We start from the raw sequence: 14,120 nt of genomic DNA, 5'->3' as shown, positions 1-14,120 counted from the left end.
ATTGTGGTCCGCCTGAGGATGAATAGCCGCGTGACTGATCTCGGCATCGCGATCGCCCCTTGGATTGCAGGCGGACTCGCAACTATTCCTCTGCTCATTTCAGGATGGATAATGGTCAGGACAGAATATGAGTTATAGGGCTTCCGCCGCCAGTATCTCGCATTACGTAAAAGCCCGACTGCGCCGCTCGCTCAAGGCTCGGCAGGTTCGCTACGACCTGCTGCGCAACGGGCTCAAGCAGGCGCGTCACGTCGTTATCTGCGTCATTCGCGACGAGGGGCACCGGCTGCCATTTTTCCTCCAGTATTATCGCGATCTCGGCTTCGAGCACTTCATCTGCATCGACAACGGCTCGACAGATGGCACGGCCGAATTGCTGTCTGGCTTCGACGATGTCTCCCTTCTTTCTGCCCACGGATCCTACAAGGCGGCGAGATTTGGAAACGACTGGATCAACGAAGTCATCAACCGGCACTGCCAGGAGAAATGGGTTCTCTATGTCGATGCCGATGAGTTCCTGGTCTATCCGCATTGCGACACACGGCCGATCGATCAACTGACCGCCTATATCGATTCCGTCGGCGGCCATTCGCTGCGCTCGGTGATGATCGACATGTATAGCCCGCATCCCGTTCTCGAAAACATATGCGAACCCGGCCGTAATCCGCTCGAGGTCTGCAATCTTTTCGACCGGTCCGGCTATGTCGCGCATTTCGACGAACGCAACTGGACGATATGGATCAAGGGCGGCGTTCGCGGACGGGTCTATTTCCACAACCGCATCTGGGACGGCCCCGCGCTCAACAAGATACCTCTTGTCTATATCGAAGGTGAACGTCTTTTTCTCAAATCATCACACCAGGTCTGGCCGCTCTCCCTGAATTTGGGCGACATGCGCGGAGCGCTCGGCGTATCCGGCGCCCTTCTGCATTTCAAATTCCTGTCGACCTTCGTTCACAAGGTTGCCGATGCGGCGCACCGGTCCCAGCACACGGAGGAATATGCCGTATATTCCTCGAGCAAGGACAAGGATGATTTCGTCTGCGCCGATACGGGCACCTACAGCAACTGGAAGAATCTCTCCGATCACGGGCTCATTCAGGGTGAAGGCTGGAAATACTGGAGGAATGCCTCCGAAAGCGAAGTCTAAAGCGCGTCGCGATCTTTCGGATTCGCTCCTTGCGCTTTAGGTCTTTGCTTTTACGCATGTCGTTATCGTAAAACCGCTGCACACTTTTACGCGACATGCTTTAACCACTATCATCGGGAAGCCGCTTCAACCGCCGTCAAACACAAAACCCGCCGAGGCGGGTTTTGTTGAGGCTTTCGCTGCCGCATTCTTTCGTCAAGGCGCCCTCAAGCGATGGACGCCACACCATCGGCGTAGGCTTCCAGCGCCTTCCGATTGAGAATGCGGATTTTGCCCTGCGTCCCGTCGACCACTTTGCTTTCGCGCAAACGCCGCAGGCATTGATTGACCTTTTCGCGCGACGCCGGCAGCGTCGCCGCCAGGTCATGTTGGGAGATGATCAGCTCATCGCCGCTATGTTGCGCATCCACTTTGTACACGGCAGAAAGGCGCAGCAGCGTCCGGGCCAATCTCTGCCTCAGGTTCGATCCGGCGTTGGAAATGATCCGCAGTTCGAGTTCGGAAACACGCGCCAGCGCCTTCGACAGGATCTTCACCTGAAATTGCGGATCGTTCGCACACAAGTCCCGCAGCAAACGACCATCGAAATAATGCAGTTCGCAGTCTGATGAGGCGCGATATTCCAGGCTGAGGGACTGCTTGCGCAACACCTCCAATTCGCCGATCAAGCCGCCTTTTGGAATCATCTCCACGATGAACTCTCTTCCATCGGCAAGCGGCGTGCTTGCGCTCACCATTCCGCGCTGGACGCGGACGAACATGTCGATGGCGTCCCCGGCGCCGGCAATCACCTCACCCCGACGAAACTTTCGAACACTCGAACGGCAAAACGGGAACTCGTGATCCAGATCACCACGGCCGCCGTATATGACATCTGCAGGCCCTGAAGTAACCGCTTCGCCTACTCGCGCCGCGCCTGCGCCAGTCTTGTTATCTCCGATGTTAATCGCTCCGTCCATACGACGCAACTCCACACAGACTAATTTAGCTATTGCTATTCGGCGACATTCGTAATTCATTAAATTGTAAAGTCAAATGATAATAATATTAAATTGTCATCTGGATTTATACACAAATAGTGAATGATACTCACATTAATATATAACAAAATCCATATTGACGTCTAACTTATCGAGCGATCTCAAGCCACGGCTGGATTTTTATACGTTTTATGACAATCTTCAAAATGAAGATTAGATCCACAAAATAGAAGAATAATATCGTCTCCTTCTAATTAATATTAATAACATTTTGTTTATGTATCCCAAAATGCAAAAAGTATCTTAAAATTTCGAAAGAAGACCTTTGGGAAATAAAGAATTTATTCACCATTATGACCTAGGTCACAGACATCAAACCTATATTGAAGCAAGCTTCGGATGGTATTTCTGGGATTCGCCCAACGGAGACGCGGATGGCGGGAAAAAATCAGGGCATCAACCCAGTCGGCTCTTGGCGGCGTAGCTCCGGGGTGCGAAAGGAAGGGCGCCCCTTCAATTCGTCAAAATCCCATACGATCAGCAAAATTCTGAAGCGCGCGTTAGACCTTGTCATTGCGGCATCTCTTTTATTTCTTCTGTCGCCGCTCCTTCTGTCGGTAGCAGTTATTATAACGCTAAGCGATCGGGGCGCCGTTTTCCATTCCCATCGGCGTATCGGCTATAGGGGAAAAGAGTTCGGTTGCCTCAAGTTTCGGACGACAACATCCGACGCAACTGCCAGCCTATATGCGACTATCGTCGGCGACATCCTGACGCGATCGAGCCTCGATAAGCTTCCGCAACTGATCAACGTGCTGCTTGGGCAGATGAGCCTCGTCGGGCCTCGCGCCATTGCCAAAGAAGAACTGCCCCGTTACGGCGAACACGCCTATGCCTACATTGCGGTCCGTCCTGGCCTGACCGGTCATTGGCAGATCAGCGAACGCGTCAGTTATCAGAACAGAGTTTTCCTCGACGTCGAGTATCTGCGCAAATGGACACTCGCGTTGGATTTCATGATCATGGCAAAGACTCTGGCCGCCCTGCTTTCGAGGCCCGCCTTACTGCCCAAGACGGACCTGTAGGGTCGTTCCGTTTTCCCTCCTACCTCGTAGGATTATCCGTGGGGGCGCTTGCCGGTCATAGGAGCGCGCTCGGCAATAGAGTTCTTTTTCCGGCGCTTTTGCATATGCTCCCACAACGAGTAGGCGAATAGACCCGCCAGATAGCTTACTTCCATCAAGACAAGCGCTTGGAGGCAGTAGGCGATCGTATCCGAAAAGGAGGAGCCTTTCAGCAGGATCACAGCACCCATGGCAACGACCAGCAGAAATGCAAAGATTGCGAAGGCCCAGGCGCGAATGGTCGCTCCAGCAACGATGGAGATGACAACCACGATAAGCGCGCTCTTCAGCATTAATCCGCTCCTCTCTTCACACCTCCTTTAAGCCGCCGTCAGCCTCAATGACATGACAAAAACTCAAAGTCGAAACGAAGTCCGATCAAAGTATTTTATCTATTATTGTTAAAATATTCCTAAGATCCGCTCAGTAAGCCGATCAAACCAAACGCAGAATATTCGACTATTCATCCGACAGGGCCGTTCTATCGTCGGGAACCAAGAGATGCTTGCAGCACGCAGCAAGATTAGTGCATGTCATCAGGAAGTGCGCAGCAAGCCTCCTCGCCACCCACGAAAGGTGGTGATCCCCGACCACGGTTCAACGAAAAGGGGCTCGCCGGCGATTGGCGAACCCCGCTGATGCCTGGCGTCGATAAGGCTATTTCGAGACTGCGGCGGCCAATTGCCGTTTTGCGCCGCGTTGGAGGCTGAAGTTCTCAAGCCAGGTAACTTGTTTCCTCAATTTCAACGCCGGCTTTTCGATGAATCTCCACGAGAAGGCGGCAAAGCAGGTAGCCACAATGCTGCAGACAATGCCATTCAACCACCAGTTATGCGCCCAAGGCCCGAGCGCTACGAACGCTTGTTGAATGGGATAGCCGTAGAGGAAGACGCCGTAAGAATAATCAGCCCCGCTGAGAATGCCAAGCTTGCGGGGCGAGGTCAGGCCGAGGAAGACCGTGACATATCCAATTGCCGGTATGGCAATGAAATCCCCAAAGGAAGTGAACCAATAGGCCCATAATATGATTGCTACCGAAGCAAGGAAAATTCTCACATCCCAGAGAATCTTGTCCTTGTAGAGATAGAAGGTCACCCCCACGAGAAACGCACAGATGAGCAGATTGCCCGACGCGGTCGTGGGCATCGTTGCCCAATCGCTTTCATGTTTCCAATATCTTGCGATACCGAAGCTGATGATCAAAGCCGGCGTTGCGATAAGGGCAATCACCCGCCGCCTCACCACGCCGAGCAGAAACAGGGCGGCGATCGCGGCATAGCACTCAAGCTCGAAGGGCACCGTCCAGAGCTGCCCATTGACCATTGCGGCGTCCGGATTATCCAGGAATACGCCGGGGAGATTGAAGTGGATGTGGCCGGTGACATTCAGCAGATAGGTAAAGAACTGAGGATCGGTGAAATAGTCACGCAGGTCATACTCTGTATAGATCGCTCCGAGTATAAAGGCAGCCAGCAATACCTCCACCGCAAGAGCCGGGTAGATCCGGATAAATCGGTTGCCGAGAAAGGAGATCAATGTCTTCGACCGTTCAAGACTGCCAGCCACCAGGAATCCGCTCAAGACGAAGAACATCGGCAGCACTGACTTGATGACAGGACGGAAAGGTGACTCCCAGAGAAACAGGTCATCGCCGTATGTGACGCGAGCCGTATGTATCCAAAGTACTGAAAAGGCTAACAGTAATCGCATATAATCGGATCCTGTCGGTCGCCCTTTCGCTAGATCAAGCTTTTCGCCGAGAAACATCTGTGGCCCTTTCAGAAGTATTGACCCGATTTGGATTGGCAAGCTGTCGCCGCAGAGCAGCGGCGGCATGATTGCCGGGTCGGGACCGCGTGTCAGTGACCAGAGCTACATTAGGAAAAATTGAACGAGAGAGCGCCCCTCTCCCGAAGGCGAGGCAACTGACCACAACCCACTCGCCCTGCGCTTTTCGCGGCGCCATGTGACGGCGGGAATGGGACCAGGCGATCGGGCGGGGAATTCAAATGAGGAAACCATGAAATTTCTGGCCAGCCTGTTTTTTATTGTTCTCGCCTTTATCGGATTGGGCCTGATAGGAGGCGGCGCCTTGCTGCTCAGCCTCGGCGGCTCGCCCTATTACGCGATCGCCGGGCTTGCCTATCTGGCTGCCGCGCTTCTGCTGTGGCGCCGGCAGATGTCAGGTGCCCTCATCGTCCTGCTTGTCGCCGTTTTCACCCTTCCCTGGGCACTATGGGAGTCGGGTTTCAATTTTTGGGCGCTCTTTGCGCGTTTGATGTCCCCTATCGCGCTGGCGGGCTTTGCACTTCTCTTTGCGCCGTCGCTGTCGCCGACTGCTAACCGGAAACTCTTTTATGGCGGCACTTTGCTTTCGGCCATCCTGTTCGCAGCGGGTTTCAGTCTTGCTTTCACGCCGCATGGGCTGATCCGCCCTTCCGCCGATATCCCCGCCTATAAGACCGCCAAGGGCGACAACTCACCCTCCGACTGGACATCCTATGGCCGCAGCACGGCCGGAGATCGCTACTCTCCGTTCGATCAGATCAACCGCGGCAATGTTGCCAAGCTCGATCTTGCGTGGACCTATCGCACCGGGAAAAGCGATGGCGCCGATCAAAACACGCCGCTGCAGATCGGCGACACGGTCTACACCTGCACGCCGACGGACGTGATCGCAGCGCTTGACGCAGATACGGGCAAACCGCGCTGGACCTTCGATCCCAAGGCGGCGGCGCCGTACTGGCAGCGCTGCCGCGGCCTCGGTTACTACAAGATGCCACCGGAGGCCCAATCGGCCGACGGTCTTTGCAACGAGCGTCTGGTGCAGACGACGATCGATGCCCGCCTGCTGGAAATCGACAGCAAGACCGGCGCGCCCTGCAAGGGCTTCGGAGACAATGGCACCGTGCAGCTTTCCCGGGGCATGGGTGAAGTCAAGTCAGGTTATTATTTCCAGACATCGGCGCCGCTGATCGCCCGCAACCTGATCGTCGTCGGAGGCTGGGTCATCGACAATCAGGAGGTTGGAGAACCCTCGGGCGTCATCCGCGCCTTCAATGTCGTTACCGGTGAGCTCGAATGGGCATGGGATCTCGGCAATCCCGAGATCACCAAACTCCCGCCGGAGGGCCAGACCTATACACGGGCCACGCCCAACATGTGGACGACGGCGGCATTCGACGACAAGCTCGGCCTCATCTACGCACCGCTCGGCAATACCACCCCGGATTATTACGGCGTCAATCGCCCGGCCTTCGCCGATCAATACAATGCCACCTTGGTGGCGCTCGATGTCACGACGGGGCGGGAGAGATGGAAGTTCCAGACCGTGCATCACGATATCTGGGACTATGACCTGCCGGCCCAGCCGGTACTGATCGACCTGCCCGATGGCAATGGCGCCACCGTGCCGGCTCTCCTGCAGACCACCAAACGCGGGCAGCTTTTCCTGCTCAACCGTCAGACCGGCGCACCGCTTGCCGAGGTTCAGGAGAGGCGGGTGCCGCAGGAAGGCGGCGCGCCGGAGGAGAAATTGTCTCAGACGCAGCCCTATTCCGTCGGCATGCCGACAATCGGTGCCGAACGGGTGACCGAGCAGACGGCCTGGGGGCTGACGATGTTCGATCAGCTGGCATGCCGCATCGCATTTCGAAAGATGCGCTACGACGGCGATTTCACCCCGATCGGCCCGCAATATGCGATCCAGCAGCCGGGAAATCTTGGCGGCCTCAATTGGGGGAGCGTGTCGGTCGATCTGCCCAACAACCGGGTCTTCCTGAACGATATCCGCGTGCCCAGCCTCTTCGCACTCATTCCGCGCGGGGAGTATGTCGATTTTGCCCTCACCACAACCGCTCACGGCCCCTCCGCCCCGCAGCGCGGCACGCCATACGGCATGGCCACCGAAATGTGGACCTCAAGGCTTCGCGTGCCCTGCACGCAGCCGCCCTTCGGGACCGTCACCGCAGTGGATCTGAACACGCGCAAGATCGCATGGCAGGTTCCGGCCGGGACCGCCGAACAACTCGGGCCGTTTAAGATCAAGACCAATCTGCCGATGCCGATGGGCCTGCCGAGTTATGCCGGTACGTCTGCGACCGCCGGCGGCGTCGTCTTCTTTGCTGGCTTCCAGGACTATTACATCCGCGCTTACGACGCTGCGAACGGCGATGAGCTCTGGAAATATCCCCTGCCGGTCGGCTCGAGCGCCACACCCATGACCTACGTCTCGCCGAAAACCGGCAAGCAATATGTGGTGATCTCGGTTGGCGGAGCGCCATATTCCAGGGACAACGGCGACTACGTGTTCGCCTTTTCTCTGAAAGACGAAGATTAGCGCCGCTGCCCGTCGCACTGTGCTATTTTGGTCCGATGAGGAACTGAGGCTACGAGCGTGACGCGAAAACTGGCGGCGATCCTGGTCGCGGATGTGGTCGGCTACAGCCGTCTCGCCGGTGCGGACGAGGATCGCATCCTGGCGCGGCTGAGAACGTTGCGCAGCGATCTGGTCGATCCGACCATCGCCGTGCACAATGGCCGTATCGTCAAGCGCACCGGCGATGGAAGCCTCATCGAGTTTCGCAGCGTCGTCGACGCCGTGCGCTGCGCGATCGAGGTGCAGACAGCCATGGTCGAGCGCAATATCGGCGTGTCTCCCGAGCATCGCATCGAGTTCCGGGTCGGCATCCATCTGGGCGACGTGGTCGAGGAGAACGACGGCGACTTGATGGGCGACGGCGTCAACATCGCCGCGCGGTTGGAGGGAGTTGCTGAGCCCGGCGCCATTTGCCTCTCCGAAGATGCCTACCGACAGGTGAGAGCGCGGCTTGAATGTGCGGTGACCGATCTCGGCAAAGTCCCTCTCAAAAATATCGCGGAGCCGATGCGGGTCTATTTGCTTCATGTCGGAACCGTCTCGCAGCCGGCATCGGCACGGCAGCCGGGAGATCAGCCGGGGACGAAATGGCCTTCGGCTGCAGCCGTTCCCGACAAGCCCACCATCGCCGTACTGGCCTTCAACAATATGAGCGGCGACGCCGAACAGGAATATTTCTCCGACGGGATCAGCGAAGACATCATCACCGACCTCTCCAAGCTGTCCGAATTGCACGTGATCGCCCGCAACTCATCCTTCGTCTACAAGAATGTGACAGCCTCGGTACCTGAGATGGCCAAGGCGCTCGGCGTCCGTTACGTCCTCGAAGGCAGCGTGCGCAAGGCCGGCAATCGCGTGCGTGTGACAGCGCAGTTGATCGACGCGAGCAATGGCGGACATATCTGGGCCAGCCGCTACGATCGCGATCTCACCGACATTTTTGCGGTTCAGGATGAACTGACCCAGGAGATCGTCACAGCGCTGAAGCTCAATCTCACGCATGGCGACCAGGACCGCTTGGCCCAGGGGCGCGCCGTGGATGTCGGCGCTTACGAGCTGTTGTTGCGCGGCCGTGAGCAGGCGTCAGCCCATAACCGAACCGGAAATAGAGCCGCCCGCAGCCTCGCGGCAGACGCTCTCGCCGTCGACCCGGACTATGCGGCGGCCCGAGCCCTCATTTCCTTCACGCATGTGCTCGACTACGTCAACGCCTGGAGCGACGATCCGGAAGGTTCGCTGCGGACCGGGCTGGATCTTGCGCAGCAAGCAGTTGATATGGCCGAGGAACAGCCGAACAGCCACTTCGCGCTGGGCATGGCCTGCATGTGGAACCACGAACTGGACCGGGCGCGGGCGGAAGTGCTGTGCGGCCTGGCGCTGTCGCCCAACTCGGCCGAACTCCTGACACTGATGGCGCATATCCAGATCTTCTCCGGCGATCCCGCAGGCGCCTTGGAAGCGCTCGATGCATCGATGCGGCTTGACCCGCACCATCCGGAACTTCTGTTCCAGTTTCTCGCCGATGCGCGCTTTTCTCTCGGTGAATATGAACAAGCCATCGCCGCGATCGAGCAACGGCTCCAACAAAACGCGCAATCGGAAACGGCCTATGCGCTGCTCGCATCATGCTACGGCCATCTCGGCCGCGCGGAGGACGCCCGACAGGCGTGGGAGAAGGCGCTCCAGATCAACCCGGCCTTCTCCATCGAACGCCGCCGCCGCGTCCTGCCATTCCGAAACCCCGAGGACTTTAACCGCCGCGTCGAAGGACTCCGCAAGGCGGGACTGTTGGTCCCGGATCTCCGTCAATGCTAACAGAAAACGCGGCTCGGACCGATGTCGCGTCGCAGCCTGTCGATGGCCGCAGCATTCATTTCTTCCCCTCCGGCAGCGCCTCTTTCCCCCGGCGACGCGGCAGGAGTGATTTGAGGGACCGCCACATCGGCGAGATCACGTAACCTGCAACCGGAATTGTGATAAAGCCGGCGACAATACCGACAATGCCTGCTCCCGCCGCCTCGACGGTCCAGCGCAGCACGGACGCCAGAGCAGGAATGGCATGGACGGCCACCTCCCCGGCATCATGGATGAGATGCGCTAGGCCGGCCGCTCCATAGGCTTCGAGGCCGTGAACGATGATGCCGCCACCGACCCAGATCATCGCAGCCGTTCCGACAATACCGAGCGCTTTCAGAAAATAAGGCATGCCGGTGACCAGCCCTCGTCCAATCACGCGCAGCAAAGGCCCCGTCGGAGGCGCCGTCTCTACACGCGCCATCATCAGCCCCAGATCATCGGCCTTCACGATCAGCGCCACGCCGCCATAGACCATGACCGTTATGCCCAATCCAACGACCGCAAGGATGAAGGCCTGCGCGAAGATGCTGCCTGATGGAACCGCGGCGAGCGTAATCGCCATGATTTCGGCCGACAGGATGAAATCGGTCTTGACCGCACCAGCGACCTTCTCGTCTTCGAGCGATTGCGCATCGAGGCTTGTCGCCTCGAGTGCCGATTCATGGGCGTGGGCGGCATGCGGCAGCACCAGTGCGTAGATTTTTTCCACGCCCTCATAGCAGAGAAAAAGTCCGCCGATTATAAGTAGCGGTGTGATTGCTTGCGGTGCGACGAGGCTCAGGATAAGCGCCGCCGGAAGCAGGATCAGAAGCTTGTTCTTCAGCGACCCCACCGCAATCTTGCCGATGATCGGCAATTCGCGTGCCGCCGAAAATCCGGTGACGTAGCGGGGCGTGACTGCCGCATCATCGATGACGACGCCTGCCGCCTTCGCGCCTGCCTTGGCTGTTTGGCCGGCAACATCGTCAAGCGAGGCCGCAGCCACCTTCGCCAATGCGGCGATATCATCAAGAAGGGCGATCAAGCCAACGCTCATTCAAGACTCCATTGAGAAGACACTCAGAAAAAATGCGGAAAACCCGTCATCCAACGATCTCGAAGCGACACGTGGCATCCACGGCCGGGAAGATGCCACGCACAGATTCTGACGGCAATGCCGTTATTCGGCCGGCAACGGGCTCAGGCCGCTCTCATCCGGCGGAGGACGTGCCTGACTGAAGGACCCCGCTGCCGCGCGCTGAGTACCTTCGCGACATCCGCAGAACGCCAAAACCCGCCATGAGGCGGGTTTTGAGGTGTTGAGTTATGCGAGATTTGGTTGCGGGGGCAGGATTTGAACCTGCGGCCTTCAGGTTATGAGCCTGACGAGCTACCGGGCTGCTCCACCCCGCGCCAGCGCAAGTCGTTTGGACTTGCTGAAGTATTGTAACACGAAAGGCCGCTTTGGGAGCGGCCTTTTGACGGCCTTGGCCGTTAGTATTGTGCGAGAAGATTGTTTTTTATGAAGTTGCGATTTGCAGACCTGGCAGCGACCTACTCTCCCGCGTCTTAAGACGAAGTACCATGGGCGCAGGGGCGTTTCACGGCCGTGTTCGGAAAGGGAACGGGTGCAGCCACCCCGCCATAACCACCAGGTCGGCAAAGCGCAACTTTATGTTTGAGAAGCTGGCAGGCGTTAGCCTGTTTTCTTTTTGAACACGTCTTCGATCTTTTCCACCCGAGGGCGCTTGTGGCACCCTCTACAGGCCAGAGGCCGTCGCGCTCGGTCGCGCGGGCCGTCCGCAGCGCCATTGGCGCGTCAGGACAAAGGTCAAGCATCATCGAACTACCGGACGAACACTTCGTGTTCGCCGGGCGATGAGCACAGTCAATGAGAACGATCAAGCCGATCGAGCTATTAGTACCGGTAAGCTTCATGCGTTGCCGCACTTCCACACCCGGCCTATCAACGTGGTCGTCTTCCACGGCTCTGATAGGGAATACTCGTTTTCAGGTGGGTTTCCCGCTTAGATGCCTTCAGCGGTTATCCCGTCCATATATAGCTACCCTGCTATGCCCTTGGCAGGACAACAGGTCCACCAGAGATATGTCCATCCCGGTCCTCTCGTACTAGGGACAGATCCTGTCAATATTCCTACACCCACGGCAGATAGGGACCGAACTGTCTCACGACGTTCTGAACCCAGCTCACGTACCGCTTTAATTGGCGAACAGCCAAACCCTTGGGACCTGCTCCAGCCCCAGGATGCGATGAGCCGACATCGAGGTGCCAAACAACCCCGTCGATATGGACTCTTGGGGGTCATCAGCCTGTTATCCCCGGCGTACCTTTTATCCGTTGAGCGATGGCCCTTCCACGCGGGACCACCGGATCACTATGACCGACTTTCGTCTCTGCTCGACTTGTCAGTCTCGCAGTCAGGCGGGCTTATGCCATTGCACTCGACGACCGATTTCCGACCGGTCTGAGCCCACCATCGCGCGCCTCCGTTACTCTTTCGGAGGCGACCGCCCCAGTCAAACTACCCACCATACACTGTCCCGGACCCGGATGACGGGCCGCGGTTAGACATCCATGACGATAAGGGTGGTATTTCAAGGATGGCTCCACGGAAACTGGCGTCCCCGCTTCAAAGCCTACCACCTATCCTACACATGCCGACACGAATGCCAGTGTAAAGCTATAGTAAAGGTGCACGGGGTCTTTCCGTCTGACCGCAGGAACCCCGCATCTTCACGGGGAATTCAATTTCACTGAGTCTATGTTGGAGACAGCGGGGAAGTCGTTACGCCATTCGTGCAGGTCGGAACTTACCCGACAAGGAATTTCGCTACCTTAGGACCGTTATAGTTACGGCCGCCGTTTACTGGGGCTTCGATTCAAAGCTTGCACCTCTCCTCTTAACCTTCCAGCACCGGGCAGGCGTCAGACCCTATACGTCGTCTTGCGACTTCGCAGAGCCCTGTGTTTTTGATAAACAGTCGCTACCCCCTGGTCTGTGCCACCCCATCATACTTGCGTAAAATGGGGTCACGCTTCTTCCGAAGTTACGCGTGCAATTTGCCGAGTTCCTTCAACATAGTTCTCTCAAGCGCCTTGGTATACTCTACCTGACCACCTGTGTCGGTTTCGGGTACGGTCTATACGGTGGAGCTATTTCCTGGAACCGCTCCGCTGCCCTGATAATCCAATAAACCAGAACAACTTGTGCAATCCGTCACTACCACCAGGCCCACGAATATTAACGTGGTTCCCATCGACTACGCATTTCTGCCTCGCCTTAGGGGCCGGCTAACCCTGCTCAGATTAACTTTAAGCAGGAACCCTTGGTCTTTCGGCGAGAGGGTCTCTCACCCTCTTTATCGTTACTCATGTCAACATTCGCACTTCCGATACCTCCAGGAGCCCTCACGGGTCTCCCTTCATCAGCTTACGGAACGCTCCGCTACCACGTGTATTGCTACACATCCTCAGCTTCGGTGCATGGCTTCAGCCCCGTTACATTTTCGGCGCAAAGACCCTTATTTAGACCAGTGAGCTGTTACGCTTTCTTTAAATGATGGCTGCTTCTAAGCCAACATCCTGGTTGTTTTGGGATCCTCACATCCTTTCCCACTTAGCCATGACTTGGGGACCTTAGCTGGAGGTTAGGGTTGTTGCCCTTTTCACGACGGACGTTAGCACCCGCCGTGTGTCTGCCGAGTAGTACTCCCCGGTATTCGGAGTTTGGTTAGGATCAGTAAGACGGTGAGTCCCCATAGCCCATCCAGTGCTCTACCCCCGGGGGTATTCGCTCGACGCTCTACCTAAATAGATTTCGCGGAGAACCAGCTATTTCCGAGTTTGATTGGCCTTTCACCCCTAGCCACAAGTCATCCCAATCTATTGCAACAGATGCGGGTTCGGTCCTCCAGTTGGTGTTACCCAACCTTCAACCTGCTCATGGCTAGATCACTCGGTTTCGGGTCTAATGCAACAAACTAAATCGCCCTATTCAGACTCGCTTTCGCTTCGCCTACACCTACCGGCTTAAGCTTGCTTGTTACACTAAGTCGTTGACCCATTATACAAAAGGTACGCCGTCACCCTTGCGGGCTCCGACTGTTTGTAGGCATCCGGTTTCAGGTTCTATTTCACTCCCCTTGTCGGGGTGCTTTTCACCTTTCCCTCACGGTACTTGTTCGCTATCGGTCATGCACGAGTACTTAGGCTTGGAGAGTGGTCTCCCCATGTTCAGACAGGATTTCTCGTGTCCCGCCCTACTCTAGGACAATCATGATATCTACGCGTACGGGGCTGTCACCCACTACGGCCGCACTTTCCAGAGCGTTCCACTTTAATCACAATTGCCACTGGCCTGGTCCGCGTTCGCTCGCCACTACTTGCGGAGTCTCGGTTGATGTCCTTTCCTGCAGGTACTTAGATGTTTCAGTTCCCTGCGTTCGCTTCTTACACCCTATGTATTCAGGTGCAGATACCTTATAACAATGCTTGGAAACCATTCGGGTTTTCACTCACGCTTGTTCTGCACTTCGTGCAACGCTGCGTGGGCGCGCCGGACGACCGGCGACGCGCTCTGCGCTGTACTGGGAAGTTCCCATACAGGCCAGAGGCCGTCGGCGATCGTTCG

At 56.9% G+C, this 14,120-nt stretch carries 8 protein-coding genes, 1 tRNA gene and 2 rRNA genes (1 of these 11 only partly in view); 4 read left to right on the top strand and 7 right to left on the bottom strand.

What is annotated here, in order from left to right:
• Positions 1–127 precede the first annotated feature (127 nt).
• Positions 128–1,150 (top strand): glycosyltransferase family 2 protein, encoded by a 1,023-nt coding sequence (locus ACS4RS_RS11905; RefSeq protein ID WP_439010812.1) that lies wholly within the window; start codon positions 128–130, stop codon positions 1,148–1,150.
• Positions 1,151–1,356: 206 nt separating this feature from the next.
• Here the strand turns inward: ACS4RS_RS11905 and ACS4RS_RS11900 are convergent, their stop codons facing one another.
• Entirely contained in the window at positions 1,357–2,109 is a 753-nt protein-coding gene (locus ACS4RS_RS11900; protein ID WP_439010813.1) for a helix-turn-helix domain-containing protein, read from the bottom strand.
• Between the two features lie 455 nt (positions 2,110–2,564).
• Here ACS4RS_RS11900 and ACS4RS_RS11895 point away from each other — a divergent pair, with 455 nt between their 5' ends.
• Positions 2,565–3,215, top strand: a complete 651-nt coding sequence (locus tag ACS4RS_RS11895) for a sugar transferase (RefSeq protein WP_439010814.1) — start codon at positions 2,565–2,567, stop codon at positions 3,213–3,215.
• 32 nt (positions 3,216–3,247) lie between these two features.
• Here ACS4RS_RS11895 and ACS4RS_RS11890 read toward each other — a convergent pair whose 3' ends face one another.
• A complete protein-coding gene (locus ACS4RS_RS11890; protein WP_439010815.1) occupies positions 3,248–3,547 on the bottom strand; it encodes a hypothetical protein in 300 nt (99 codons plus the stop codon).
• A 364-nt stretch (positions 3,548–3,911) separates the two neighbouring features.
• A complete protein-coding gene (locus tag ACS4RS_RS11885; protein WP_439011845.1) occupies positions 3,912–5,021 on the bottom strand; it encodes an acyltransferase family protein in 1,110 nt (369 codons plus the stop codon).
• Positions 5,022–5,274: 253 nt separating this feature from the next.
• Between ACS4RS_RS11885 and ACS4RS_RS11880 the strand changes: the two genes are divergently transcribed.
• Both ACS4RS_RS11880 and ACS4RS_RS11875 read left to right on the top strand, forming a co-directional pair.
• The gene (locus ACS4RS_RS11880) at positions 5,275–7,593 is read left to right on the top strand and encodes a membrane-bound PQQ-dependent dehydrogenase, glucose/quinate/shikimate family (RefSeq protein WP_439010816.1); all 2,319 of its coding nucleotides are present in this window, start codon (positions 5,275–5,277) and stop codon (positions 7,591–7,593) included.
• A 57-nt stretch (positions 7,594–7,650) separates the two neighbouring features.
• Positions 7,651–9,447: a tetratricopeptide repeat protein gene (locus tag ACS4RS_RS11875; RefSeq protein WP_439010817.1), complete on the top strand. Its 1,797-nt coding sequence runs from the start codon at positions 7,651–7,653 to the stop codon at positions 9,445–9,447.
• Between the two features lie 55 nt (positions 9,448–9,502).
• Here ACS4RS_RS11875 and ACS4RS_RS11870 read toward each other — a convergent pair whose 3' ends face one another.
• From ACS4RS_RS11870 to ACS4RS_RS11855, 4 genes are all read right to left on the bottom strand, one after another.
• Positions 9,503–10,525 (bottom strand): DUF808 domain-containing protein, encoded by a 1,023-nt coding sequence (locus ACS4RS_RS11870; protein ID WP_439010818.1) that lies wholly within the window; start codon positions 10,523–10,525, stop codon positions 9,503–9,505.
• Between the two features lie 279 nt (positions 10,526–10,804).
• Positions 10,805–10,881: transfer RNA gene (locus tag ACS4RS_RS11865), tRNA-Met, on the bottom strand.
• Positions 10,882–11,009: 128 nt separating this feature from the next.
• A 5S ribosomal RNA gene (rrf, locus tag ACS4RS_RS11860) occupies positions 11,010–11,124 on the bottom strand.
• A gap of 241 nt (positions 11,125–11,365) precedes the next feature.
• Positions 11,366–14,120, bottom strand: a 23S ribosomal RNA gene (locus tag ACS4RS_RS11855) (it continues 186 nt past the right edge of the window).

The sequence above is a fragment of the Rhizobium sp. F40D2 genome, assembly GCF_051810745.2.
In the GTDB taxonomy this organism is placed as follows: Bacteria; Pseudomonadota; Alphaproteobacteria; order Rhizobiales; family Rhizobiaceae; genus Rhizobium.
Note: the sequence above shows the minus strand (reverse complement) of the source record. Positions and strands in the feature narration are given on the sequence as shown.

Excerpts from the sequence above, each read along its gene's own strand:
- ACS4RS_RS11905 (WP_439010812.1), top strand. The coding sequence starts at position 128 with ATGAGTTATAGGGCTTCCGCCGCCAGTATCTCGCATTACGTAAAAGCC.
- ACS4RS_RS11900 (WP_439010813.1), bottom strand. The coding sequence starts at position 2,109 with ATGGACGGAGCGATTAACATCGGAGATAACAAGACTGGCGCAGGCGCG.
- ACS4RS_RS11895 (WP_439010814.1), top strand. The coding sequence starts at position 2,565 with ATGGCGGGAAAAAATCAGGGCATCAACCCAGTCGGCTCTTGGCGGCGT.
- ACS4RS_RS11890 (WP_439010815.1), bottom strand. The coding sequence starts at position 3,547 with ATGCTGAAGAGCGCGCTTATCGTGGTTGTCATCTCCATCGTTGCTGGA.
- ACS4RS_RS11885 (WP_439011845.1), bottom strand. The coding sequence starts at position 5,021 with ATGTTTCTCGGCGAAAAGCTTGATCTAGCGAAAGGGCGACCGACAGGA.
- ACS4RS_RS11880 (WP_439010816.1), top strand. The coding sequence starts at position 5,275 with ATGAAATTTCTGGCCAGCCTGTTTTTTATTGTTCTCGCCTTTATCGGA.
- ACS4RS_RS11870 (WP_439010818.1), bottom strand. The coding sequence starts at position 10,525 with ATGAGCGTTGGCTTGATCGCCCTTCTTGATGATATCGCCGCATTGGCG.